Source organism: Pontibacter populi, from assembly GCF_019336435.1.
GTDB lineage: Bacteria > Bacteroidota > Bacteroidia > Cytophagales > Hymenobacteraceae > Pontibacter > Pontibacter humidus.
This window is the reverse complement of record NZ_JAHWXQ010000003.1, coordinates 243286-269740: the sequence shown is the minus strand read 5'-3', so window position 1 is coordinate 269740 and position 26455 is coordinate 243286. Positions and strand designations below refer to the sequence as shown.

16 protein-coding genes are annotated in these 26455 nt (G+C 45.8%); 6 read left to right on the top strand and 10 right to left on the bottom strand.

All coding sequences use genetic code 11. The features are described from left to right. The first annotated feature begins 30 nt into the window (after window positions 1-30). Complete coding sequence (locus KYK27_RS12955) at window positions 31-1218, top strand: glycosyltransferase family 61 protein (protein WP_199110470.1); 1188 nt, start codon at window positions 31-33, stop codon at window positions 1216-1218. Between the two features lie 55 nt (window positions 1219-1273). Here KYK27_RS12955 and KYK27_RS12950 read toward each other — a convergent pair whose 3' ends face one another. The 8 genes from KYK27_RS12950 to KYK27_RS12915 all read right to left on the bottom strand — a co-directional run bounded on the left by KYK27_RS12950 (window position 1274) and on the right by KYK27_RS12915 (window position 9972). Beyond that, the gene (locus KYK27_RS12950) at window positions 1274-2479 is read right to left on the bottom strand and encodes a glycosyltransferase family 4 protein (protein WP_199110469.1); all 1206 of its coding nucleotides are present in this window, start codon (window positions 2477-2479) and stop codon (window positions 1274-1276) included. Window positions 2480-2496: 17 nt separating this feature from the next. Then, entirely contained in the window at window positions 2497-3258 is a 762-nt protein-coding gene (locus tag KYK27_RS12945; protein ID WP_199110468.1) for a sugar phosphate nucleotidyltransferase, read from the bottom strand. A gap of 203 nt (window positions 3259-3461) precedes the next feature. Then, window positions 3462-4829 carry an NAD(P)H-dependent oxidoreductase gene (locus KYK27_RS12940; protein WP_199110467.1) on the bottom strand — a complete coding sequence of 456 codons (1368 nt, stop codon included), beginning with the start codon at window positions 4827-4829 and terminating at the stop codon, window positions 3462-3464. Window positions 4830-4874: 45 nt separating this feature from the next. Further along, window positions 4875-5438 (bottom strand): dTDP-4-dehydrorhamnose 3,5-epimerase, encoded by a 564-nt coding sequence (rfbC, locus tag KYK27_RS12935; RefSeq protein ID WP_199110466.1) that lies wholly within the window; start codon window positions 5436-5438, stop codon window positions 4875-4877. Between the two features lie 11 nt (window positions 5439-5449). Further along, window positions 5450-6538, bottom strand: coding sequence for an NAD-dependent epimerase/dehydratase family protein (locus KYK27_RS12930; protein ID WP_199110465.1), 1089 nt, complete (start codon window positions 6536-6538; stop codon window positions 5450-5452). A gap of 35 nt (window positions 6539-6573) precedes the next feature. Beyond that, complete coding sequence (rfbF, locus tag KYK27_RS12925) at window positions 6574-7377, bottom strand: glucose-1-phosphate cytidylyltransferase (RefSeq protein ID WP_199110464.1); 804 nt, start codon at window positions 7375-7377, stop codon at window positions 6574-6576. Between the two features lie 383 nt (window positions 7378-7760). Next, window positions 7761-8588, bottom strand: coding sequence for a WecB/TagA/CpsF family glycosyltransferase (locus KYK27_RS12920; RefSeq protein ID WP_199110463.1), 828 nt, complete (start codon window positions 8586-8588; stop codon window positions 7761-7763). Continuing rightward, window positions 8578-9972, bottom strand: coding sequence for an undecaprenyl-phosphate glucose phosphotransferase (locus KYK27_RS12915; protein WP_199110462.1), 1395 nt, complete (start codon window positions 9970-9972; stop codon window positions 8578-8580). Before KYK27_RS12915 ends, KYK27_RS12920 begins: the two co-directional genes overlap by 11 nt. 1083 nt (window positions 9973-11055) lie before the next feature. On the opposite strand from KYK27_RS12915, the gene KYK27_RS12910 reads away from it, so the two are divergent. The 3 genes from KYK27_RS12910 (at window position 11056) to KYK27_RS12900 (ending at window position 19795) form a co-directional block, all read left to right on the top strand. Continuing rightward, complete coding sequence (locus KYK27_RS12910; RefSeq protein WP_199110461.1) at window positions 11056-18276, top strand: gliding motility-associated C-terminal domain-containing protein; 7221 nt, start codon at window positions 11056-11058, stop codon at window positions 18274-18276. Window positions 18277-18281: 5 nt separating this feature from the next. Next, window positions 18282-19301, top strand: coding sequence for a type IX secretion system membrane protein PorP/SprF (locus KYK27_RS12905; protein ID WP_199110460.1), 1020 nt, complete (start codon window positions 18282-18284; stop codon window positions 19299-19301). A gap of 119 nt (window positions 19302-19420) precedes the next feature. Next, window positions 19421-19795, top strand: a complete 375-nt coding sequence (locus KYK27_RS12900) for a transmembrane 220 family protein (protein ID WP_199110459.1) — start codon at window positions 19421-19423, stop codon at window positions 19793-19795. Window positions 19796-19835: 40 nt separating this feature from the next. On the opposite strand, the gene KYK27_RS12895 is transcribed toward KYK27_RS12900, so the two are convergent. Then, window positions 19836-20042, bottom strand: a complete 207-nt coding sequence (locus KYK27_RS12895; RefSeq protein WP_199110458.1) for a heavy-metal-associated domain-containing protein — start codon at window positions 20040-20042, stop codon at window positions 19836-19838. A gap of 27 nt (window positions 20043-20069) precedes the next feature. Continuing rightward, complete coding sequence (locus tag KYK27_RS12890; RefSeq protein ID WP_199110457.1) at window positions 20070-22307, bottom strand: heavy metal translocating P-type ATPase; 2238 nt, start codon at window positions 22305-22307, stop codon at window positions 20070-20072. A gap of 353 nt (window positions 22308-22660) precedes the next feature. Between KYK27_RS12890 and KYK27_RS12885 the strand changes: the two genes are divergently transcribed. Both KYK27_RS12885 and KYK27_RS12880 read left to right on the top strand, forming a co-directional pair. Further along, a complete protein-coding gene (locus KYK27_RS12885; RefSeq protein ID WP_199110456.1) occupies window positions 22661-26032 on the top strand; it encodes a PAS domain S-box protein in 3372 nt (1123 codons plus the stop codon). After that, window positions 26001-26411 carry a two-component system response regulator gene (locus KYK27_RS12880; protein WP_199110455.1) on the top strand — a complete coding sequence of 137 codons (411 nt, stop codon included), beginning with the start codon at window positions 26001-26003 and terminating at the stop codon, window positions 26409-26411. Before KYK27_RS12885 ends, KYK27_RS12880 begins: the two co-directional genes overlap by 32 nt. Window positions 26412-26455 lie beyond the last annotated feature (44 nt).

Genomic DNA, 26455 nt, shown 5'->3' with positions numbered 1-26455 from the left:
CAGAAGGGGAATAAACAAGTCAGAAAGATTATGGGACGCATCATCCCATACAATACACGCTATAGGCCATCAGATGTCTGCAGGGTTAAAATCGAAGACGCAAATTCCCAACACCCGAAAGAAGTAAAAGTACATAGTATTTATCCCGGGCTTAAAACACAGCTTAACATACCCGAAGAACTATACGAGGCAGGCTCCTTTTACTGGAAGCCTGCACGCGAGGTAAAAACTGATTACATGGTGGTAGAGGTGCCAAACGGCCGTATCTACACCGACAATGAAAGCAGTGTAGCTGTTGTTACTCAATACAACCGCCTCATCGAGAACGTATCACTGAGCCTGGTTGGCGGAAAAGTAACAGAGCCAAACCTGAACAATATTTTTGAGCAACGCTACTTTACTGCTCCCCACCGTTTTGAGGGAACTGTATTTTCGTTGCTAACCGGCGGCGCAGGTCTTAATAACATCGGCCACTGGTTTATAGATGTATTGCCTCGCCTGCACCTGCTACGCGAAAGTGGTCTTTACGATAAAGTAGACTGGTTCCTGGTACCAAGCATCCGTTACGATTACCAGCGCGAAACGCTTGAGTTGCTGGGCATACCTGCTGATAAAATTATTGAAGGCGATAAGTACACGCATATTACTGCCGATTGCATTATAGCTTCTACGGCACCACGTGGTAACCATACCCTTGTGCCGCAATGGCTTTGCAATTTTGTACAGTCCTCGTTCCTGCCTTACGCGGAGGAGGAAGACGAGCTGATCACACCGGAAGCTCCATCCTTATATATCAGCAGATCAGACTCGAGTTTAAGGGTTGTAGTAAACGAGGATGAATTGATGGAAGCCCTGACGCCGCTTAATTTTCAGAAGATCATTTCGAGCAAACTAACTATAAAAGAAAAGGTAAAGCTGTTCTCTAAAGCCAACGTGGTAATGGGTGCAACCGGCGCCGGCCTGATCAGTCTGTTCTTCTGTAAACCGGGCACAAAAGTAGTAGAGATCTTTAACGAAGGCTTTGTAGTGGAACCGTTTTATGACATTGCCACCAAACTGGACCTCGACTATAACTACATTATCTGCCCTAACAAGCGTAAAGTGTACAACTTTGACCAGGGACAGCGCGCCAACATTACCGTACAGATAGGTAAAGTTGTGGATCTGCTTCAAAACTTAAAAAAGAAGGCCGTACAGGCTAAAATGAAAGTTGCTTAAAAAAAGAAAGGCTGTTATAATTTAACAGCCTTTCTTTTTTTATGGAGAACTATAGTTACAAGTCTGCTTCGGCCAATACCGGGGCAGACTTTCTTTTCGCCCGGATTGCATCCGTATAGATATCCAGAAGCAGCTTATAGTTTACTTCAGCTGTATAGTTTTGCAGATACGTTTCTCGCGCAGTCTGCCCGAGTGTGTTAGCTAAATTACTATCGTTTTCAAGCACCTTTACCTGTTCTGCCAGTTCTTCGGCTTTTTGCGGCGTATACAGCAATCCGTTATAGTTGTGTTGTACCAGGTGCGCTGCACCGCCGATATTTGAGGCAATGACCGGAGTACCAGTCGAGAAAGCTTCAATGATCGTCATACCAAACATTTCGGGCCACTCAGATGTAAAAATGAGTCCTTTTGCACGTTTCAACTCCTCCTCTACCCGTGGTCGTTTCTGGTAACCCAAATATTCTACATTCGGATGTGTGGCGGCATGTTCTTCCACAGCTCCGCGTAAAGGGCCGTCGCCAATTATTTTGAGCCTGAATGGATGTAGTTTATTTGCTTTCAGGAGTGTCTCTATGCCTTTTTCCGGTGAAAGCCTGCCTACAAACAGGAAATAATCTTCCCTCTCAGTGGCACCTTCTCCCAGGTCTGTTGTAAAGTTGGGCTTTATAGTTAACTGCTCCGGCTTTAGTCTTAAAGATGAATTCAGGAACATATCCGCAGCTCCCTGAGTAAGCGCTATGTAACGATCAACTTTGGTCTGCCAGGTGCCCAGCAGTTTGTGTATACCAGTTGTTAGCACCACCGATGCCGTCTGGAAATACGAGTCGCGATAAGCCTTCTCAACTATAGCTTTTACCGGAAAAACCTGTGCGGCATTTTCCAAATGCAACCGGCCGTTATAGTGCTGATACGCACTTGGGCAGATCAGCCTATAGTTATGGAGCGTCATCACAACCGGTATGTTTTGCTTTTGTGCTACATAAAAAACGGCTGGGGAAATTAATGGAAAGAAGTTGTGAACGTGAACTATATCCGGTTTAAAGCACTTTAGTTTTGCCTCAAATAAACCAGCACTGTCAGTATTGTATAGTACACCAACAGCAGCCCGGAGTTTTTCAGAAACGGAGTTTACTTCATTGTTGGTAAGCGTAAACATGTCAACTTCATGACCATGGCTTTCGAGCAAGGCTGCTTCGGCAAAAAACACCGTATCTTCTCCGGCAGATTGTTTGTAATGGTTATGTACCAGTAGGATTTTCATCAGGGTATAAGGGTAAATCAGGTTAAGCGCTTAATGGCTTTTTTCAGGTCTTCGGGCGTACCGACATCCAGGCAGCTGCCTCCGGTGAAACATACGGATTGCACTATCATTCCGTTCTCAATAGCTGCCTGTATTACGGCTCCCATCGGTAATTCTTTTCGCTCGCCAACTATAAATTGGGGCTCTATCTGCTGCAAGTCCTGATGCATAAATTCTGTAAACTCAGGACTCCACACAGCCAGGCACCAGGCCATCGTTAAATCTGAGCTCTCAGGCTTTGGAACTATAGTTTTAACATTTCCGGCTTTGTCCGTCTCCACCATATCCCATTTGTGCGGATGTTCCACTTCAAACAAACCCAGAACTATAGTTGCATTGGTTTCCTGTAGCTTTACCAGAAGCTGGGTAAACACATCTGCAGGCTCAACCAGAATGTCCGGAAAGCCAAAAACGATCGTCTTACCTTTCACGAAACTATAAGCCTGGTCAACGGAAAACGGTGTGCCGTAAGGCCGGTTCATCAGCAGGTAAGCGAAGGCCATGTTATAGTTGCTTCCGTCGCCAAAGTAACCTGGTATATCCCACTTTCCGCTACGAACTATAAAACAGACCTGCTCGGCTCCTCCTTCGCGCATCAGCTCCAGCAAATATTCAGAAACAACTTTAGGTGTTCCTTCAGCCTTAAAACCCAGTGGAAACAGTTCCTTGCTGAATGGCATTTGCCCTAACCTGGAACCTAACCCTGCAGCCGGAATAATGCCCGCTACTTCTTGCATCATTGCTATCGTTTAACTTTTTCTTATAATGTATTAACCCACCACTAACCCCTCCCAGGAGGGGATTTTTCTGCAGTACCCAATTCCCCTCCTCGGAGGGGTTAGGGGTGGGTTAACTCTTCCTGATTTAATCTCCAATTATAGTTAAACAAAACATCCCGACGAGTTATACTTGCCGGGATGCTCATATGTATAGTTAAGGAGTATTACGCTTCCGTTAAAGACTCGCTTTTGCCATAAACACTTTTCAGTATCTGCTCTTTTTCAGAGCTTTCTGTAGCATTAAAGTAACGGCGTTGGATATCAACTAACTTGTCAACTAAACGGCCTTCCGGCAACACGACATCATCGTACGTTAGTACCTGATCTTTCGGTATATCGCGCTTCAGCACACAGCCTTCGGCCACACCGATCGGTAACAGGTTCTCAGCTATAGTTGTATCAGCATTCTCGCATAAACCATAGGTCATGTAATGGCCGATGCCATCCACCACCTGCCCTGCTTTCAGGTCTATTTTAGCGGCAGAAACTACCTCTACACAAGGAGCGCCCATTGGCGTAAGCGCTGCATCGTTAAATAACACTGCACGTGCTACGGTAGTTGGCACTTCAAAATGGCACAGGTGATATGGTGTGTAGAAGCAATACAAAGGACCTTCGCCCAGCTTGTACAGGTTCAGGTAATGCTGCTGGATCGGATCGTCGTGCGTACCTAGAACAAATACACCCGGACCCGGCTCTGCTGCCACCACATAATCCACAATACCCGGACCATTTACCAGGTCTTCCAGCGGATATAAGTTTACAGCTTCTTTGATTGGCGTTCCTGCAGGAACAGTCGGGCCGTGCATACCGCGCTTGGCAACGCGCATACCAGTACCGTTGGCAACTATAGCCTGCTCAAACGAAATCTTGCTACCGTCGGCAAACGAAGTAACCATAGATGGCTGCTGTCCCCATTTCTCGGCAAAACCTTTCTGCGTAGTCGGGTTACGATACGGGTCGTGCAATCCTTTGATGTTACCGCAAAGCACCGGCTTCACACCAAGTGACTTCACAAAACGGTACAGGTTCATGATCACACCCGGCTGGTCACCGTCTGCGTTCGTAAATACCACACCTGCTTTGTCAGCATACACTTTCAGGATCGGGCCAACAGTACCATCCACTTCAGCATTCATCATAATGATATGCTTACCGTTTTCGATGGCGCGCATGGCTACGTTTGTTCCGAATTCTACAGCGCCTGTTACTTCAATAATGGTATCAATGCCTTCCGCTTTGCAAAGCAGCATCGCATCGTCTGTGATGCTGTACTTACCGTTGCGGATGTTTTCTTCCAGTTTCTCAACAGAAGCTACCTCTTCCACACCAGACGCTACGCTGGCTTCAGTATAAGCTCTTTTTGCTTTGGAGATGTCGCGGTTTGCGATGGCTACGAGCTCCATGCCCTGCACATATTTGCAGATCTGAAGCGCGATGCCACGGCCCATGAAGCCGGCACCAACCATGGCAACCCGGATCGGGTTATTTTCTGCGTGACGCTTGGCTAGCGCACTATCAACTATAATCATATCTGATACTTGAATTAAAGGGTTATATGCAGAAAGCTGCCGGCGTTACACCAGCAGCTTTCCTTCAGTTTCTTTGGATACTTCTTCAAAATCAGGATGTGCCTGGTCTTTTTCAGAAATTACAACCGGCTCAATTGGCCACTGGATATTGAAAGCAGGATCATTCCAACGGTAGCCACGCTCAGCACCAGGTGTGTAGAACTCTGTTACATTGTAAGTCACGTCCGTATTATCTTCCAGCGTGATGAAGCCATGCGCAAAGCCTTCCGGCACGAACAGCATTCTATAGTTGTCGGCAGTTAGCTCCACCCCTATCCACTGCTTGTACGTTTCTGAATCAGGGCGCATGTCGATGATCACATCATAGATAGCACCGCGGGTGCAGCGTACCAGTTTGGTTTCTTCGTTCGGGGCCAACTGCATGTGCATACCGCGCAGCGTACCTTTTTTCTTGTTATAAGATACGTTCGCCTGGCGGATGTCATTGGTCAGACCAAACTCTTCGAACTCTTTCTGGCAGAAAGAACGGCCAAAAAAGCCGCGCTCATCTTCGATACGCTTTACATCAATTATATAAGCGCCTTTCAGCTTTGTTTCTGTAAATATCATGGGTGGGGATATTAAGCGATTTCCAATTCAGTTTCTTTAGCCACTTTTTTTGAGCCGCGTTGCCATTGCAGTTGGTCGTTAATGGCATTAGTTTCCTGCAGGCTGGTCAGCACTTTCAGGCGCATCAGCAGTGAGTTACGGAAATCACCATCTTTAAAGTCCATCTGCGTCAAGCCATCGCGCAATTCCTGAATCGCCTGCTTCAACGATACCTGCGGCTGATGATTCGGTGCCAGCGACTTAAACTTGTCGAAGTTTACACGGTAAGAACGTTTGTCCGGAGCAGCTTCGAGGTTAACCGAAACATCAGTACCCGGAATAACCTCAGCTACAGTTTCAGCAAGCTCTTTTACCTGGTAGTTCCATTCATTGCTACCGGCATTCACCGCTAAGAATTCACCACCGTTATCAGGAGTTCTGGTAATGGCCCACTCAATAGCGCGTGCCATGTCTTTTACGTGGATCAATGGTCTCCAAGGGCTACCATCGCTCAGGATCGTGATTTTGCCAGTTGAGATAGCACCAGCCACGAAGTCGTTTAGTACCAAGTCCAGACGCAATCTGTCGCTCATACCGCAGGCTGTTGCAAAACGCAGGCAGGTTACTGTAAAGCCATTGCCGGCCAACGGAGCAAGTTCCTTTTCAGATGCTACTTTAGAGCGGGCATATGCTGTTAATGGGTTCAATTCAGAATCTTCTGTTTTAGCTTGTTCTGATGCCGCACCGTACATGCTGCAGCTCGAAGCAAACACATAGTTCTTAACACCGGCAGCTTTCGCCATTTCAGCAATTCTGATACTTGATCTATAGTTTACATCCAGTGTTACTTCTTCGAATTTCGTACCCATCGGGTCATTTGAGATAGCTGCCAGATGTACTACGGCATCCATGCCTTCCAATACTTCAGCAGGCATCGTGCGCACATCACCAAACAGCTGCTGATCCAGTTTGCTTTCCGGCAGGAATGGAGCGTTGGTCAGACTGGTTGCAAAATAGGCCATATCATAGCCAATAAGTGTAGCTTCCGGGTAGGTAGCGCGTAACTGGCTAACAACGCCAGGGCCTACATAACCCATATTTCCGGTTATTAATATCTTCATCGGTAAAGGGAATTTATAGTTTGGGAAGGGATTTTTTAATTTTTGGCGCTGGACAACATTTTTTGCCATACGTTCCATGGTGCTTCGTTTTTCTGCCATAGTTCTTCCAGCACATGTTTATCACGCAGGGTATCCATAGGCTGCCAGAAGCCAGTGTGGCGGTAAGCAGAAAGCTCACCTTCTTTGGCCAGTTGTTCCATTGGCTCACGCTCCCAGGTAGTGTTATCATCTTCAATGTAATCAAACACGCCTGGCTCCAGCACAAAGAAACCACCGTTGATCCATGGCATTTCACCACCTGTTGGCTTCTCCTGGAACTGGTTGATTCTGGTTGCTTCTGATGAAAGGTTGAAAGCTCCGAAACGGCCTGGCTGCTGCACGGCAGTAAGTGTAGCCATTGTTCCCTGGGCTCTATGGAACTCTATAGATGCAGCTACATCCACATCGCTTACGCCATCACCATAAGTTAAACAGAAGGTCTCGTTTCCAACATATTCTTTTACACGCTTCAAACGACCGCCGGTCATAGTACCTTCTCCGGTATCTACAAGCGTCACTTTCCACGATTCGGTGTTATTTCTGTGTACTTCCATGCTGTTTTTGCGCATATCGAAGGTTACATCAGAATTATGGAGGCAATAGTTTGCAAAGTATTCTTTGATCATGTGGCCTTTGTAGCCGCAGCAGATCACAAATTCATTTATGCCATAGTAAGAGTAGATCTTCATGATGTGCCAAAGGATAGGCTTTCCACCAATTTCGACCATAGGTTTAGGTCTTACGCCGCTCTCTTCGCTAATTCGGGTTCCGTAACCGCCAGCAAGTATAACTGCTTTCATAAGTATAAGGGTTTAGAGGGTTTTGTTTAAGTTACCGCCGCTGTTATGTTCGTTCAGCTTTTGTTGCGGTCGGTAATTGATACGGCAATAGCTATATTTTGATTTATTAAATTTTGATTTTTTTTAATAGCCTCTCTTCATGCTGCAGATTCGACAGGTAAAGCACTTTGGGGCATGTGTTTTCTGGAGGTATAAAATTGCATGCAGGTGGCTACACACATTTGTTTTGGATAGAGAATGGCACTGTTATTTCGGCGGGAGTGGCACAGTTTGGTATAGTACCGAACTACGCAGCGCCGGTAATGGCTATAATTAGTTCTATAACGATAATAATGTTCTATGTAAGTGCCATATCTCATCTTACATATTTAGGTCTGTAAATCTTACCTGCTCATCGATTCCTGCCCGGGGTTAAGTCCCGTTTTATGCTGTAATACCAATTTTAAAGCAAGTGCCACAAATACACTATTCGTAACCAGATAGCGTTTCCAGAGACGTTTCGGCTCCTGAACCAATCTGTAAACCCACTCCAGCGACATGTCGCGCGCCCATTTAGGCAAACGTTTTTCTAATCCTGCAAAAGTCATGTAGGCTTGGCCTACACCGAGCATACAGGCATTCACCCTGTCTTTATGATCCGCCATCCAGCGCTCCTGTTTTGGGCAGCCCAGGGCTACAAATACCAGATCAGGCTCAGTGGCATTTATCATGTCTACAATGGCTGTATCTTCTATGTCAGTCAGTTTCCTGAAAGGCGGCGAATAGTAACCGGCGATCTTTAATTCAGGGTGTTTCTCTTTAGCGGTTTCAACTACAGCTTTCAGTACCTCATCGGTAGAGCCATAGAAATATACCGATTTGCCACGGGCAGCGGCCTGTTGCAGAAGTGCAGGTAACAGGTCCATACCTGCTACCCGGTCCTGCTGCTGCCCATAGAGCAGTTTCATAAGCTTGGAAAGGGGGCCGCCGTCCGGGCAGGCCACATCCGCATTATTAAGTATGTTGTTAAAGTCTTTGTCTTTATACGCTTCAACCAGCATGTGTACGTTGGCAAAGCATACATAACTCGACTTTTTGTGTTCACTAAGCCAGAACACCTGCTCTACAAAACTTTTAAAAGAACCCGCTGTAATATCAGCGGTAAGTAACCTGCGCTTTAATTGTAAGGGTGGTGTAACGGCAGGTTTGGTATAGGTATCATTAGTAAGCATTTTTCTCGCCTTTTATCATATTCCAAACGGTCAGGAAAATAATTTTCATGTCCATCATAAAACTCCAGTTCTCCATATATTTTACATCATACTCTACACGCTTCTCCATCAGATGCACTTCTTTGGTTTCGCCGCGGAAGCCGCTAACCTGTGCGTAACCGGTAATGCCTGGCGTTACAAAGTGGCGCATTTTGTACTTTGTTATAACTTTTGAATAATGATCCAGCTGCGATACCAGGTTCGGGCGTGGCCCCACTACCGACATGTCGCCTAACAGTACGTTAAAGAACTGCGGTAGTTCATCTAAATTGGTTTTGCGAAGGAAAGCTCCGATTCTGGTAATACGTGGATCGTTTTTGGTTGCCTGCAGTTCTGTCTGGTTATTCACAAACATTGTTCTGAACTTGTAGCACACAAACAGGCGGTTCTTTTTGCCCGGACGCAACTGCTTAAAGAAGATCGGTCCTTTAGATTCCATTCTGATCAGGAGTGCTATAATCGGCAGCACAATCGGGAAGATCAGCAGGATAACGGCCATTGAAAAGGCAATATCGAATACACGTTTGATAGCACGGTTTGTAACCTGCTCTAGTGGCTCCTTACGCACACTGATCATCGGGATGTTATGGTAGAAGTATAAGTTTACATCCTTCTGCACGATGGCACTAAAGTCAGGCACAATACGGAAGTATACAAAGTTATCGTCGCAGAAAGAGGTAAGTTCATCAACCTGCTCGCGGTTATTCAACGGTTTGGTATAGTAAATCTCATCGATGCTGTGCTGCAGGCAGTAATCCTGCAGATCTTCTACAGAGCCTTTTACCAGGTTAGCGTAGGGATTATTTTTGTCTACTTCATCATCAAAGAAACCCATAAATTTAGTACCCGGGTTTTCTTCGTTCCCGAATGTATGATACAGGTTAATTGCTGCCTGGCCACTACCAACAACCACAAAGCGGGAATACGCCATGTCTGATTTAGTGAAGTAACGGCTTAACTGTGTGAACAACAATCTGCTGAAACCGATCAGCATCGCAGTTGACAGGTAAGTATAAAGCAGCAGAAGTCGTGAAATTTCTTCGAGGTTAAAGATTACGATACAGCTTGCCAGAATAAAGGCGTGTAGTACAAAGGCATTAATCAGGTTTGCCATCTTTTTGCCTATCGGCAGGAAACCATCTATCCGGAATACGAAATTAGAGAAACCAGATACGATCCACCATACAAGAGCAAACAACACAAAGAAGATGCTGTACTGGTGGTCTAACTCTACTGTTCCATATCTGAAGAGATTTGATAAATTAAATGCTAAGGCTATTAGGGCTACATCCAGAATCAACAGAATAATCCTATTGAAGCTGTAATAATGCTGATATTTATTCATTTTTGAGACGCTGTAAAATTATAACCATATAAACTCTGGTCATTTTATCGGGTAATGTTCTGCATACTTGTTACTGGCTGCATGCGCTCCAACTTCAAATCCGGCTTCTCCGGAACGTTTCAGACTTACACGATAAAATTGTATAAACTAATTAGTGCCGGAGTGAGATCAGTATTTTGCCAGCTGGTTCCTCATCTTGCTCCAAGCAGTCTAAATTACGGGTGTAGTTTCTTTATGGTTTAGTGTTTTCTTTATATTTATTAAATAATTAAAATTGATTAATAGATAAAACTTACTATATCTAAATATACATATATTAAGGATTATAGCAGTTTTTCACATCATTTTGGGCCATAACATAGGGTTTAACGCACATTTCTACCCATCACCACTAATTGCACTTTTCACATTTAGCCATATAATTACCGGCTATTACGGGCAAAACCTGAAATGCAATTGTGAAAGATTTTTTTTCTGAAAGGCCTTGATAAAACCAGTTTGCGAAGAAATAAAGTGTAGGCGACTGTATGGTTGCAGAAGTTGGAAGCAAATAGAAAGGTGTATTTGTAACTAACTATAGTTTTACTACAAAAAACATTTTCAATTCAAACTTAGATTTGTTCAACAAATAACAAATATTTAAATTCTTTACTTAACCAGATTCAGAGAGTCATTAAAATACAAGTGCTGATTAACTTCATAAAATTCAATGGCTAAATGTGTTATAATCGTATTAAACAGGTACCTTTCTAAAAAAAAGCAGGTGATTTAAACTAATTATTTTTAAAATTGGTTAGCCTGTCATCGTGATTTATATTTTATAATACTTTTTAAATTACAATTTGCGACTGATTCTTTAAAAACGATCTGATTATATTATTTCATTTCGTTCGACACTGTAGCCTGGACTAAATTAGACGGGTTACATTGATGGCAGGAGCCTTGATATGCTGTTAAAGCAAAACCAACCGGATGTACCTGTTTAACTACCAAACAAGATGGAAAGCATGACCTTCCATTTTCTGTTTAACTTTTAATACAATTAAAAAACTGCTTCTGTAATAAACTTTACAAATTTTAGCCATGCAGCCATTTTTTAAAGGCAGACTGTTGCCTTTCCTTGTCCTTTTTTTGGGGATGTGGTTTAACAGTGCTGCTGCCCAGGACTGTAAACCTGTCATTAGCACGCCTGATGGTACCTCTCTCTGCAGCGGAACAGCCGTTGTTTTACAATCCTCCGAAGCCAAAACCTATACCTGGTCAACCGGCGAAACCACCGCTAGCATTAGCATTACCAAGCCCGGATCGTACTGGGTTAAAACAACCACAACCGACGGTTGCGAGGCAACTTCCGAAACTATAACTATAGCCGGCGCTCCAGATGCCAACATCATTGATCCGGAATATGAAAACCTGAATTTTACCTACTGTAGCTATGCGGGTAATACTTCTAATTTCAAGTTCACCCTGAATATTCAGAATACCTCTATTACAAAGGAAACCAACAAAGAGTACCTGATTAACTGGGGCGATGGCAAGACCGATACGTATGGCAAAAACTTCGAAACAGCTTCCCACACCTACACTGCTTCCGGCGGATATGACATTACACTAACTGTTACAGGAGAAAACGGCTGTACCACCACCACTGTAAAACGCATGTTTGTAGGCAGCAATCCTGGCCTGGGTATTTCCAGTGATGGTAACAACACGCAATGCGCGCCGGCAACATACCGCTTCAAAATTACCGGTGTAGAGGGCAACTCCCCTGAAACGGTTTACACGTTCCAGTTTGATGACGGCACACCAGCTATAACCTACAAGCACAATGAACTGCCAGCTGACCGTTACATCGAACACACTTTCAACGAGTCATCGAAAGACACAGAATTTGGATTTACATTAACCGGTTTTGCCAAAAACCCATGTAGCTCATCTCGTGCCACTTTCTCCGGTATTCGTATTTCCAAAGGCCCAGAAGCTGATTTTGCTATAGCCGGAGGTGAGTCGCTATGCATTAACCAGCCTGTAAACCTGCAAAACCTGACCAAGAGCGGGTACGATGCTACTAACAATACGGAAAATTACCTGAGCGAGTGGAGCATAGAGCCTGCAACCGGTTGGAATTTTGTTTCGGGAACAGCCAACTCCAAGAGTCCTAAAATTGTGTTTACAAAGCCGGGCAAGTATAAGCTTATACTGGTGGTAAAGCCTTTAGACCCGAACACAACCTGCGCACGGAGCTCGAAGGAAATGGAAATCACGGTCAGCGAGCCGCCAAAGGCAAACTTCACCTTACAGCCAGCTTCCTCCGACAACTGTACGCCAACTTCATTTAAAACGCAGAATACCTCTACTGGAGATGGTGTAGGCTACAAATGGGAAGTTTCACCGGCAAAAGGATGGGGCTTTGCATCAGGCTCATCGGCAACATCTGAGCATCCTGAATTTAACTTTACAGATGCAGGGGACTACGCTATAAAACTGACCGCTACCAACAAATGCGCGCCAGCAAGTGTAAAAGAAGAAAAGATAACTATACGTAGTAAACCTGTTGTTAAGCTACCTGCAAATGCCGTGTATTGCGGTCCGCAGACGATAGCGTTTACAACAGATAATGCTGCACACAAACCAACTTACGATGCTAAATCGGGCGCTATAACAGGCTATAGATGGACCGTGTCTGGTAACAATACTACAGAATTTACCTCTGGCACCAGTACATCCGCTAACCCAACTATAAAATTTACTGAAGCCGGTATATACACTGTTAGCGTGGTAGCACTAAATGAGTGTGGTGAATCGGAGCCAGCTACGCAGCAGGTCAGAATTGATGCATTACCTGAGTTAAAGGCTATAGCTGCAACGCCAAATATGTGCCTTGGTGGAAGCACAACTATAACTGTAAGCGGTGCCGATACTTATACCTGGACGCCTGCTGATGGCTTAAGCACCACAACTGGCAATACTGTTACAGCCAAACCTACCAAAACTACAACCTATACCATAACTGGCAAAAACAGCGCTACCGGTTGCAGCAGCACAACTTCTGTTACAGTTATAGTTAACGAACCGCCAAAAGTAGAAGTGAAAGCTGATGTGACCGAGATTTGTGTTGGCCAGGGGCAGGCGATACTGACAGCAACGGGTGCCGATCGTTACGAATGGTCTCCTGCTATAGGCCTTAGTGCTACTACAGGTGCCAGCGTAACAGCAACTCCGGCACAAACTACAACCTACATGGTAACCGGTTTTGATGACAACACAGGTTGCAGCACATCTAAACAAATAACTATAAAAGTAAACCCCTTACCTGTTGTTAGTGCTGGTGCAGATATTATAGTTTGTAACAAACCGGTAGTAAATAAGCTACAGGGTAGCCCGGTTGGCGGTAACTGGAGCGGTGAACATGTAACAGCAGATGGTACCTTTACACCACCCTCACAAACCGGTAACTATACTTTAACTTATACCTACACCGACCCGAAAGGCTGCAGCAACTATAGCACCATGCAGGTAACTGTAAACGAAGCCCCGGTTGCAGATGCCGGCCAGGATGTTACAGTTTGCCTGAACAGCGGCAGCTTCAATTTAACTGCTAACCTGCCAGGCGGTAAATGGAGTGGTTCGGAGTTGGTAACTGCCAGCGGAAAGTTCACGCCATCCAAAGCGGGTACATTTACCTTGACCTATAGTTTCGGAGAAGGCAGTTGCGCTACCTCAGACCAGGTAACAGTTACCGTAAACGAACTTCCAAAGGCTCCTGTTGTAGCAACTCCCGCTATACTTTGCCCGGGCTTCGGAACAACGCTGCAGGTACAAAACCCGGTTGGTAAACTGGCCTGGTACGATGCTGCAACTGGTGGAAAACTGCTGGGCGAAGGCGCTACTTTCGAAACTCCAGCCTTACAGGCAACAACTACTTATTATGTAGAGACAACTATAGAAGGCGGCTGTACCAGCGTGCGCACAGCAGTAAAAGTTACGGTTCGTCCGGCAACGCCTGCTCCAACGGTAGCTCCTGTTACGCTATGCGGACCGGGAAGTGGTGCAACGCTTGTAGCGCAGGGCAATGCTACTATTTACCAGTGGTTTGATGTGGCGGAAGGCGGCACGATGCTTTACCAGGGCAGGTCATTTGGTATTGCAGCTGTAAATGAAAGCAAGACATACTATGTGCAGGCGGTAATCGAAGGTTGTATCAGCCCCAGAACGGCAGCAACTATAACAGTGCTGGATGTTATCAGCGACAACACTATAAAAGCAGTAACTGAGATCTGTGCCGGAGAATCACCTGCAAAACTGGAAGGCTCCACTCCTATTGGTGGCGGCAGCAACTATAGTTATTACTGGGAGATCAGCACAGTATCGGCCACAGAAGGTTTTAGCAAAGTGGAGGGCGCTACGGCAAAAAATTACCAGCCGGGTGCACTTTCAGTACCAACCTGGTTCAGAAGAGTGGCTACTTCAGGTGTGTGTTCACATGTGTCGGAGCCGGTGAGAGTAAGTGTAACACCTGTTATTGCCAACAACACAGTAACAGAAGACGCGACGTACTGCATCGGTACAGAAGTTGCGCAGTTGAAAGGCAGCGAACCAGCAGGCGGAACCAAAACCTATAGTTACCTATGGGAAATGAGCACCAACGGCGAAAACGGCACTTATACTGCAGCCACAGGCACAAACACCGAACAGCACTATAAGCCAGGAGCTATAGAAGAAACAACCTGGTTCCGCCGAAAAGTTACGTCCGGCACTTGCCAGGTTAACATCAGCCAGCCAGTTAAGATCACGATCTATAAGCCAATCTCCAAAAACACGATAGTTGGTGAGCAAACAGTTTGTGCGAATGCGATACCGCAAGTGCTGGAAGGAAGGCAGCCTGAAAACGGAGATGGCAACTATAGTTACCGCTGGTATATGAGTACCGATGGCGAGAACTTTACATTAGCCACAGGCCAGAACAGCGGCATTAACTATGCAGTGGGCGCATTGACCAAAACGACCTGGTTTAAGCGTGAAGTAAAAGGTGGTCCATGCGGTGCCAGCATCAGCAATACAATCAAGATTCATGTTAACCCGGTTATCGCGAACAACATCATTTCAAAAGACCAGGTGATCTGTTTCGGGGCGGAAGCCACTATGCTGAGCGGCAACCAACTAACTGGTGGTGATGAAAACTATAGCTACCGTTGGTTAGTGAGCACCACCGGAGCCGACGGCGCTTATACACTTGCTGCAGGAAAAAACAATGAGCCAAATTATACGCCGGGTCAAGTAGCGACTACCACCTGGTACAAACGCGAAGTGTTATCCGGAACGTGTGTGGATGTATCTCCGGCCATTGAAATTACAGTTGTTCCGCTTCCGATAGCGCCTGCTGTGGCTCCTGTTACCATCTGCGAAAATACCAAAGCCACGCTTGCTGTTACTGCTTCCGGAAACTATAACTGGTACACTACTGCAGATGCAACAACACCGGTTTATAGTGGTCGCAACTTTGAAACGCCGGCACTAACGGCTACCACTACTTATTATGTAGAGACGGTTAATGCCAATGGCTGCGGAAGCTCCGAAAGAACAGCTGTCACCGTTACGGTTAACCAAAACATCAAAAACAACAACCTGATAGCTCCAACCAAAGTCATCTGTGCCGGCCAGATACCAGATGCGATTTCAGGAATACGTCCGGAAGGTGGAAACATATTGGGCATAACGTATCGCTGGGAGAAGAAAACAGAAGGCGTAGATGCTGAATTCAAAACTATAGTTAACGCAACTTCAGAAACTTATCAGCCAACTGCACTCACTAAAACTACGTGGTTCCGCCGTGTAGCCATCTCTGGTCCTTGTGCCGAAAACGTGAGTGAAGCAGTAAAAGTAGCTGTACTGCCAGTGTTGGAGAACAATACCCTAACTATAGCAGAAGCTATCTGCGAAGGCGAAACTCCTAAACTGCTGACTGGCTCTGCCCCGACTGGTGGTGATGGTGCTTATACCTATAGCTGGTCTTTCAGCGAGAACGGTACACTGTTTACAGAAATCCCGAACAGCGATGTGAAGGACTTCCAGCCAGGCAAACTGACTAAAACTACGTGGTATAAGCGTACTGTAATCTCTGGTCCTTGCACGCAAATCGAGAGTGCAGCTATTCAGGTTATAGTTCATCCGGCTATAGTTGCCAATACGATAACTCCAACAGAAACTATAGTTTGTGCAGGTTCGAAGCCAGGCATTATTAACGGTTCCAAGCACGCAGGCGGCATCAGTGCCTTTACTTATCTATGGGAGGTTAGTACCGATGGTGTAAACTATACAACTGCTCCGGGCGTGAACAGCAATCAATCGTATCAGCCGACAGCGTTAACGGAGTCAGCCTGGTTCCGTCGCAAAGTAACGTCAGGCAAATGTTTCGATCTTTCTGCAGCGGTTAAGATCAATGTTAATCCGGTTATCTCTGAAAACACGATAACCGAAGAGCAAATGGTTTGCGTTGGCTCTGCTCCTGCACTACTGAAAGGCTCTGCTCCGACAGGTGGTGATGGTATCTATAGTTATGAGTGGCAATCTGCTACCTCAAACACACCGGCAGCCTTTGCTCCTATCACTTCAAATGGCAAAGGTGTAAACTATCAGCCTGGCGTACTATCCACTACAACTTATTTCAGAAGAGTGGTTACTTCAGGAGCTTGCTCGCATGTGTCTAATGTTGTGAAGGTGACCGTATCTCCTCAAATCACGAAGAACACGATAACGATAGACCAGACGATCTATGCGGGTCAGCGTCCTTCCCCGCTAACTGGCTCCTTACCAGCTGGCGGTGATAACACATACACCTACCTGTGGGAAGTAAGCACCAACGGAAACAACTATACAACTGCAACTGGTCTGAATGATGGCAGAAATTATTCACCGGGAGTACTGAATGCTGATACCTGGTACAGAAGACGTGTTTACTCTGGTGGTTGCGAAAGTATCTCGAACCCTGTGAAGATCACGATCACGTTAGGCATCTCGAACAACAACATCCAGGCCGACCAGGTGATCTGCTATGGCAACACACCAAAACCGCTGAAAGGATCAACCCCGGAAGGTGGCGAAGGAGATTACATTTACCAGTGGCAGTACAAAACAAGTGATGCAGGCACTACCTGGGTATCTGCAAAAGGTACCAGTAATGGGATAGATTATGCACCGCCAGCGCTAACGCAGGATACCTGGTTCCGCAGAGTTGTTATTTCAGGACCACGAACAGATAACAGCCAGGAAGTAATGATCACAGTGAAGCCAGCGATGAGCAACAACAAGATCAGCACGAACCAGACAATTTGTTATGCAACGGCACCTTCAACGTTAACGGGCTCTACGCCAGCAGGTGGCAGCGGCAGCTATACTTACCTGTGGGAATACAGTACCGAAAGTGCAGACAAAGGATTTACCACCGCACCGGGCGCCAACAACGGCCAGAACTATAATCCGATGCCGCTGACCCAAAAAACATGGTTCCGCAGAATTGTGACTTCGGAGTCGTGCGACGGGCTGGTGAGTAACGTGGTTGTAGTCAGCATAAATGCACAGCCATTGGCACCGGTAGCCCAAAGTGTTATCACCTGTTCCGGCAGCAGTGTTACGCTGAAAGCAACCGGCAAGGAAGGCCGTCTGGAATGGTATGCATCGGCAAGCTCAGGTGAGGTACTGGCAGTAGGTAATACTTTTACTACGCCGGTTTTAACACATACTACTACTTACTATGTGCAGGAAGTCACGTCATCGTGTGCCAGCGACCGCACCCCGGTTAAGGTAACCGTTATGGAACCTTCGGCAGATGCAGGACCCGACAGGACCATCATTAAAGGCAGAAGCATAACACTGGAGGCAAGCGGCGGCGATAGCTATAGTTGGTCTCCGGCAGCAAGCCTGAATAACCCGAACATAGCAAACCCGGTGGCAACGCCAGAAAAGACAACAACTTACATCGTAACTATAACGACGGCTGGTGGCTGTACTTTCACGGATGAGGTAACGGTAACGGTGCTGCCTTTTGTAGAGATACCAAACACCTTTACGCCGAACCGCGACGGCATTAACGATACCTGGGAAATTGCCAACCTCAAGAAATACCCGAACTGTAAAGTACAGGTTTTCAACCAGTGGGGCACTATGGTGTTCCAGTCGAACGGATACCAGGCACCTTGGGACGGGCGCTACAACGGGCAGGAATTGCCACTGGCTACCTACTATTATGTGATACAGCTGGAGCCAAGCGAGAAACCATTAACAGGAAGTATAACAATCGTTAAATAACGTATATGCAAAGACTTTTAGCCTTAGGATTTGTGTTACTTTTTGCCGGCCAGGTAATGGCACAGCAAAGACCACAGTACACGCAGTACTCTACCAACAACTACCTGCTTAACCCGGCCATTTCCGGTATAGAAGACTATGCCGATCTGAAACTGGGAACAAGGCAGCAATGGTCTGGCCTGGAAGGTGCGCCTCAAACGTATTATGCCTCGTTTCATATGCCCCTTAACAAGGATATGAGTAGTTCGTACAGGGGCAGCCGCCTCGGAACGAACGCAAAAGAAGCCAGCACCAAAAAGCCAAGCAAGTACAAGCGTATCCGTCCGCATCATGGCATTGGCGCAATGGCAAGCAGCACAAAAACAGGTCCGTTGAAGCGTGGCAGTTTCAGTATGAGCTATGCTTACCACCAGCCACTCACTAAGTCTTTGCGGATAGCGGCTGGTGTGGCTCCGGGAATTATTCAGTACAGCTTGGATCCGGGAACTGTAACGACTGCCCAAGGCAATGACCCTGCTATTTATGACGGTCGTGTAAACGAAATGAAGTTTGACCTGAACATGGGCCTATGGCTGTACTCGTACAACTTTTATGTAGGCGCCTCAGGCTCGCAACTGGTACCCAGTAAGCGTAAATACATAAACGATAGTACAACTCCTGAAGACAAAGAAGGAAGATTACAGCAGCATTACTTCGCCACTGCCGGTTACAGAATTGATATGACACCAGACCTGGCAGTTATCCCTTCTGTTATGGTGAAAATGGCACAGCCAAGCCCTGTTTCGTTTGATGCATCAGCCAAAGTAATGTATGCCAACAGGCTCTGGGCAGGCCTAACGTACCGCCATAACGAATCGGTTGCAGCCATGGCTGGTATGAACATCAGTCACCTTTTCGACCTGGCTTACTCATATGATGCGAGTACGTCACCGTTAGGAACGGGACACGCCGGGAGCCACGAAGTGGTGCTGGGTTTCAAACTTCGCAATACCCGCAGGGTCATTTGCCCGGAATGGGCGTGGTAAGCCTGGAACTTCCTATAGACTAAAGAAAGGGCAGCATAAAGCTGCCCTTTTGCTTTCCGGAACTATAACCTTTGCTATAGATTCAAGTATAACTATATAGTTTAAACTATAGCTATACTATGCTCAGGAAGATCATCGGAATTATACTCGGATTAGTATTCATCAGCTTTGCTGCCATGCAGTACAACGACCCGGATGCTACTGTCTGGATACTGATTTATTTATACGCGGCTGCTATAACTATACTGGCAGCATTTGGCAAAGTGCCTGTTCTGGTGTTAGCGATAACTACTGTAACCTGCTTATTGGGTGCCTTTTACATGTGGCCCGAAAAGTACGAAGGCCTGGAAGTTGGCGGTGGCGACATAAAGAATATTGAAGAAGCCCGCGAAGCATTAGGCTTACTTTTGATCGGCGTAATTATGTTCCTGTATGCTATTATGCCGGGCCGGGTGCAAAAAATAAACCACTCCCCTTACAACACAAAAGGCTGATCATTCCTGATCAGCCTTTCTTTTATATAGTTGCTATCGTTTATAGTTGCTCGGCTTTAAATCCGGCTTTCTCTACTGTATTTTTAATATCTGAGGCTTCCAGGGTTTCAGATTTCACTTCCAGGATCTTGTCCGGATTGTCAGTATCTACTTCCCAGCTTATACCTTCCAGTTTGTTCATGTGTGGTGTTACCGCTTTAATGCAGCTCCCACAGTTGATATTGGTTTTGAATTTATAGGTCTTCATATTTAACATAATTATTTAACTGATCACTTATTTTAATTTAACTGTTCTTAAACGTAAACTATTTGCCACCACCGACACTGAACTAAAGGCCATGGCCGCTCCCGCGATCATCGGGCTAAGCAGGAAACCTGTGAACGGAAACAACAAGCCAGCCGCCACCGGAATACAGATCACATTATAGAAAAAGGCCCAGAACAGGTTCTGACGTATCGTTTTAACGGTTTCCCTGGATAATTTAATGGCTGCTGCTACTTGTGTCAGTTCAGATCGCATCAGTGTAATGCCGGCTACATCCATCGCAATGTCAGTGCCCTGTCCCATAGCAATGCTGATGTCAGCAGTAGCCAGCGCCTGTGCGTCGTTTATGCCGTCTCCCACCATGGCCACGTGTTTGCCTTCGGCATGCAGCTGCTTCACAAAATCTGCTTTATCCTGTGGCATTAGCTCTGCTTTATAGTTAGTGATGCCCACTTGTCGCGCAACGGCTGCGGCGGTCTGCTTGTTATCACCTGTCAGCATATACACTTCTATTCCGGCCTCCTGCATTGCTTTTATTCCCTGGGCAGCCGTTTCCTTTATCGGGTCTGATACGGCAAATACAGCCAGTGCCTGCTGTGCATCTGCAAAATAGATCACAGTTTTGGCATCCTCCTGCAGTTTTATAGTTTGCTGGGCCAGTTCTTCGGGGATAGTTACCCCCTGTTGCTGCAGCAGTTTATAGTTACCTGCATAATACCTAACTCCATTAAAGTCAGCTTCTACGCCCATACCTGTCAGGCTGTTGAAATGGTCTGGTTGCTGTACCTGGGCACCGGCTTCTTTGTAGTAACTATAAACCGCCTGTGCTATCGGGTGCTCCGACTGGGCTTCCATAGAGTAAAAGTACTGCTCTAACTGCTTCGGTTGCTGTACCTCATTTGCCCATACCACATCCGTAACAGTTGGTTTACCCAGGGTTATAGTTCCGGTCTTATCCAAGATCACAGCGTTTACTTCATGGGCACGTTCCAGGCTTTCCGCATCTTTTATAAGGATACCGTTTTCAGCTCCGCGCCCCACACCAACCATAATAGCTGTCGGAGTTGCTAAGCCAAGCGCACACGGGCAGGCAATCACCAGCACTGATATCATCGACAGGAATCCTTCCGTCAGGTAAGCCTGTCCGCCAAATACGACCCAGGATAATAAAGTAAGCAACGCAATGCCCAGCACTACAGGCACAAATATACCGGCAATTTTATCCACCAGTTTCTGTACTGGTGCTTTACTACCCTGCGCTTCCTGCACCATTCTGATGATGTGGGCCAGCATGGTTTCGCCGCCGGTTTTCTCCGCTATCAACTGCACACTGCCTTTCTGGTTTATGGTTCCGGCAAACACTTTATCGCCTGCCTGTTTCTGCACCGGCAACGGCTCGCCGCTTAGCATGCTTTCGTCTAAATAAGTCGTTCCGGCAGCAACCTGGCCATCTACCGGCACACGGTCGCCGGGCAGCAGAATTACCCTGTCTCCTACCTGTACTTCTTCAATTTTTATTTCCAGTTCTGTTCCATCGCGTAGTATGCGCACCGTTTTGGGCTGCAGGCCCATCAGCTTTTTAATAGCTGCAGAGCTTCGGTTCTTGGCCCCTTCTTCCAGGTATTTACCAAGCAGAATAAAAGCAATAATAACGGCTACGGCCTCAAAATACACGTGCGGCATCAGGCCACGGCTCAGGAAGAACTCAGGATAGACGGTATTGAAAACACTGAATACAAAAGCAATACCGGTACTGAGCGCCACCAGTGTATCCATGTTGGCGCGGCCATGTTTAGCCTGTGCCCATGCACCGGTAAAGAACCGCTGACCAGCCCATAACAAAATTGGAGCTGTTAAAAGCAGCATGGCCCAGTTGCCCCAGGCAAACGTATCGTGAAAGAACATACCCAGGATAAAAACAGGAAGGGCAAGTATGCCGGCAACTATAGTTTTCAGTTTCAGGTCCCGGATAGCTTTTGCTTCGCGCTCTTCAAGTTGTTCCTGCGTCTGGGTTTCTATCAGTATATCAAAGCCAATTTCCTTTACTGTTTCGCGTAACTGGTTGGGGTTAACTATAGTTGGTTCATAAGAAACCTGCACACTTTTGCCGGCAAAGTTCACGTTGGCTTCCGCTACGCCTTCTCGGGCGCGCAGCATGCTCTCGATACTCGAGGCGCAGGACGCACAGGTCATACCCTCTACCGGGTAAGTAGCCTTTTCATATGTATTATGTGTAAGTGTTGCCATCTCGTTCTTCTTTTTATAACACTACAAAGATACAACCGCACTGCCCGCCTGCTGTTACAGATTTGTTTTTATCATTTACAGATTTTCAGATAAGCCGATTTATAACTTTTTTTTCTGGCGCTGCTAAACAAAAGCTGGAATATTAGCAAACAGCTATTATATTTAGGACTTATCTGATTTGCATCCTGACATGAGTATTACTAAATCCTTTCATCTTAATGTTTAAACATAAAGCCAACATACGCTGCTGATTTAAAGTATGCTTATCTTAACCTACTTACAGATCAGATCAAGGCTTATATTTCGCTAAGCTGATCCTCAAAACAATCTAAGAACCGCTACCCAAACAGGTAATGAACAGCAGCCAGGACGAACACCACTATAGCAGACAAAAGATTACCACACGTTATGCCGCTATTGCGTTCGCCGTGTTGGCTGTTGCGTTGCTTACCATCAGCGTCTACTCGTACCTGACAGCCCGTGAAGTGCAGGAAAACTATAACCAAATGGTTTCTGATTCGCTTTACAGGCTGGAGCTTATAAGTGACCTGCACAACAAAGAAGACTTTGTTTACAACACGGCCATAAAGCACATCAATTCTACTGATGCAGCAACTATGGCAAGGCTGGAATACAAGATACAACAGGCAAATGAGGCCATAAATAATGACCTGGTTAAACTTGAGGAACTTATAATAGTAGCAAGCCGGAAACAACTGTTACAGCAATACGTGGACAAAAGGAACCAGTACGCCGGCATGCTGGACAACCTTATTGAACTGAGTCGTAAAGGCCGGCAGGACCAATCGTATGAAGAACTTATACTGACACCGGCCTACCACCGCCAGCAGAAATTCCTGAACGAATTGGGGGATACCATAAGTACCAATACCCGCAAACGTGGTACCGATGCCCTTCAGACAATAGACAGTACCATCCGCAACTATAACATGCTTTTGCTGGCATCGCTGCTGGTTACCGCTTTTGCCGCCATCTTTATCCGGAAAGCCTTTAATCAGTTGCGCTTTAGCGATGCCATTCTAAGCACTGAAAAGCGTGAAAGGCAACAACTGAAAAATGCACTTAACGAAAGCCAGGCACTTTACAGATCGTTGTTCCGGAATATCGCGATTCCGATGTGGGTTTTTGATTACGATACCAGGCGTATACTGGAAGTGAACCAGGCAGCCCTGGAAGAATATGGGTATACCCGCGCCGAATTTCTGAACCTGACCATAATGGACCTGCAGCCTGAAGACCAGGTAGCAGACCTGGTAAATTTACTACCTTTATTTAACGAAAATTATAGAATCCCTAGCAATTGGAAACACGTCCGGAAAGACGGCAGCGTGTTTTTTGTTGATATAAAAACCCATGGTCTTCCACCACAGGGTAACTTTAAGCCAAAGATAGTTGTAGCCATTAATATTGATGACAGGGTAAAAGCGATCTCGAACCTGGAGCGACGCGAAAAGCAGCTTCTCGAAATCAGTTCAAGTGTTCCGGGGGCTGTTTACCAGTTCCAGGTAGATAAGGAAATGAATTTCTCTTTCCCGTTTATCAGTGGCAGCTTGCTACAGCTCTACGGTGTTACATCTGAAGACATTTACCAGAATCCGCATTTGCTTTTCGAGGCCGCACACCCGGACGAACTGGAATACATCTGGGAAAGTATCCGGGAGTCTGTCAGAACGCTTACGCCATGGTTAGTGGAGTTGAGAATGTGGAGCCCACCTGAAGAAAAATGGATCTGGATCCGGGGCCATAGTTTGCCAACACAAAAAGAGGATGGTACTGTACTTTACAACGGAACACTGATAGATATTACTACCCAGAAAGAAGCGCAGCAGCACCTTATACAGAGCGAAGCAAACCTTACAGCGTTGCTTAACAGCTCGCCGCAGGCTATCTACCTGCTCGATAAAGATCTCAAAATTCTATCGTTCAATAAAGTAGCAGCAGAAGAAGTAAAAAGACTGCAGGTTAAGGAGTTAAAAGAGGGACAAAGTATACTGGATTTCACAGCAGAAGATCAGCAGCAGGATCTCATACAAGATCTTCAGAAAGCGTTGCGGGGTAATACGGTAAGCTATGAAACAGGCCGCGGAAATTTGTGGTTCGAAATTTCCTATCGACCGGTATTTACTAAATTTAACGATACGATAGCGGTTGCTTTAAGTATTAACGACATTTCGGAGCAGCGCAATATTGTAAAAGCTATTAAAGAGAACGAGGCGCAGCTGGTACGGTCTCAGTCGCTGGCAAAAGTTGGTAGTTGGGAGTATGATCTGGAGCGTAACCAGCTTAAACTGTCGCAGAATACTTATACGATATATGAGCTGCCGGAAGACTTTACCCCAACTTTCCATAATATAACCTCCTATTTTCACCCGGATGATCAGGAATTTGCCCTTCAGGAATATCAGCGTGTCGTAGATTCAAAAGAAACGGTACATATGGAGCATCGCATCCTGCTACAGAATGGCAATCAGAAATATCTGTATCACATTATGGAGCCTGTGATGGATATGGAGGGAAAAGTAATTAAAGTGGTTGGTACCACGCAGGACATTACAGAGCAAAAAGAGCGCGAACACGAAATAACAGAAGCCAAGAACCGCTTTCAGTCAACTATAGAAAACATCCCGGAGATCATCTTATCAGCAGACACAAATTCTAACATCTTGTATATAAGCCCGCAATGCTTCGAACTGACAGGCTATACCGAGGATGAATTCATCAGTGATGAACTCTGGCCGAAGATCATTGTTAAAGAAGACATACCCTTACTCAAAGAAAAATTTGAAAATGAAGCCTTGCAGGGGCATAAATTTGAACAGGAATTCAGGATTATAACCCGTTCAGGTGAAATCCGCTGGATGATGCTTCGTTCGTCTCCGATGCTGAACGCCGATGGAAAGGTAATTCGTTTGGATAGTTCCGTAGCGGATATAACAGCAGGTAAACTGGCAGAAGCAAAGCAGGCACAACTAACAGAGAAATTACAGCTACAGAACCAGAACCTGCAGCAGTTCGCCTACATTGTGTCGCATAACCTGCGCGCGCCCATTGCTAACCTGCTTGGCCTTAGCTCTATTTATGACCGGACAAACCCTGAGGCACCTATCAACCAGCGCGTTATCGACAACATGTTCCGGTCAGCCAGGTTACTTGATAGCACCATCCGTGACCTGAACGAACTGCTCGCCATGCGCAACGACCAGCACGATGCAGAGGAAGAAGTCTACTTCGAAGAAATCTTTCAGCATGTAACCGAGAGTTTATCAGACGAAATAACAGAAGCTGAAGCAACTCTGACGCATGATTTTACAGCCAAGCCGGCTATAGTTACCATCAGGAGTTATCTTAAAAGCATTATACATAACCTGGTGTCTAATGCCATAAAATACCGGGATAGAACCAAAAAACTGCAGATAAATCTTAAAACTTCTGCTGTGGATGACTATATTTGTCTGCAAGTCAGCGATAATGGCCTCGGAATTGACCTTAGCAAAGAAAAAGGCAAGGTTTTTGGGCTGTATAAGAGATTTCACCCGAATATTGCTGGCAAAGGCCTTGGCTTACATCTTGTTAAGAGCCAAGCGGAGTTGCTTGGCGGAAAAGTTGAAGTTGAAAGTAACGTTGGAGTAGGCACCACTTTTCGTGTTTACTTTTTAAAGAGTAGTGTAGTAAATGAATACATTGAAAAAGGTAATACTGATTGATGATGATCAGATTAACAACTTTGTGTGTGAGAGCATCATCAAAAATGAGAAGTTTGCGGAAGAAGTTTGTAGTTTTGAATGGGCTGAAAATGCGCTCGAATACCTGAAAAATACTGCCTTACAGCAACCTGAAGCATTCCCCGATCTTATTTTCCTGGACATAAACATGCCTGGCATGGATGGCTGGAGTTTTATAGAAGAATACAGACAGATTCCGGAGGAGATCACGAAAAACTGCTGCCTGTTCATGCTCTCCTCGGCAGTAGACAGGAAAGATATCATCTCGGCAAAAAGCCTGAAAGAGGTTAAAGACTTTTTCTCTAAACCACTTTCACCTGAAATACTCAGTTTTATAAAAGAAGAATTTATCTGTTCTTAATAAACTATAAAAAAGAAGCCCCGGCATATAACATCGCCGGGGCT

Coding starts and splice junctions, on each gene's coding strand:
- KYK27_RS12955 (WP_199110470.1), top strand. CDS start 31: ATGGGACGCATCATCCCATACAATACACGCTATAGGCCATCAGATGTC.
- KYK27_RS12950 (WP_199110469.1), bottom strand. CDS start 2,479: ATGAAAATCCTACTGGTACATAACCATTACAAACAATCTGCCGGAGAA.
- KYK27_RS12945 (WP_199110468.1), bottom strand. CDS start 3,258: ATGATGCAAGAAGTAGCGGGCATTATTCCGGCTGCAGGGTTAGGTTCC.
- KYK27_RS12940 (WP_199110467.1), bottom strand. CDS start 4,829: ATGATTATAGTTGATAGTGCGCTAGCCAAGCGTCACGCAGAAAATAAC.
- rfbC (WP_199110466.1), bottom strand. CDS start 5,438: ATGATATTTACAGAAACAAAGCTGAAAGGCGCTTATATAATTGATGTA.
- KYK27_RS12930 (WP_199110465.1), bottom strand. CDS start 6,538: ATGAAGATATTAATAACCGGAAATATGGGTTATGTAGGCCCTGGCGTT.
- rfbF (WP_199110464.1), bottom strand. CDS start 7,377: ATGAAAGCAGTTATACTTGCTGGCGGTTACGGAACCCGAATTAGCGAA.
- KYK27_RS12920 (WP_199110463.1), bottom strand. CDS start 8,588: ATGCTTACTAATGATACCTATACCAAACCTGCCGTTACACCACCCTTA.
- KYK27_RS12915 (WP_199110462.1), bottom strand. CDS start 9,972: ATGAATAAATATCAGCATTATTACAGCTTCAATAGGATTATTCTGTTG.
- KYK27_RS12910 (WP_199110461.1), top strand. CDS start 11,056: ATGCAGCCATTTTTTAAAGGCAGACTGTTGCCTTTCCTTGTCCTTTTT.
- KYK27_RS12905 (WP_199110460.1), top strand. CDS start 18,282: ATGCAAAGACTTTTAGCCTTAGGATTTGTGTTACTTTTTGCCGGCCAG.
- KYK27_RS12900 (WP_199110459.1), top strand. CDS start 19,421: ATGCTCAGGAAGATCATCGGAATTATACTCGGATTAGTATTCATCAGC.
- KYK27_RS12895 (WP_199110458.1), bottom strand. CDS start 20,042: ATGAAGACCTATAAATTCAAAACCAATATCAACTGTGGGAGCTGCATT.
- KYK27_RS12890 (WP_199110457.1), bottom strand. CDS start 22,307: ATGGCAACACTTACACATAATACATATGAAAAGGCTACTTACCCGGTA.
- KYK27_RS12885 (WP_199110456.1), top strand. CDS start 22,661: ATGAACAGCAGCCAGGACGAACACCACTATAGCAGACAAAAGATTACC.
- KYK27_RS12880 (WP_199110455.1), top strand. CDS start 26,001: ATGAATACATTGAAAAAGGTAATACTGATTGATGATGATCAGATTAAC.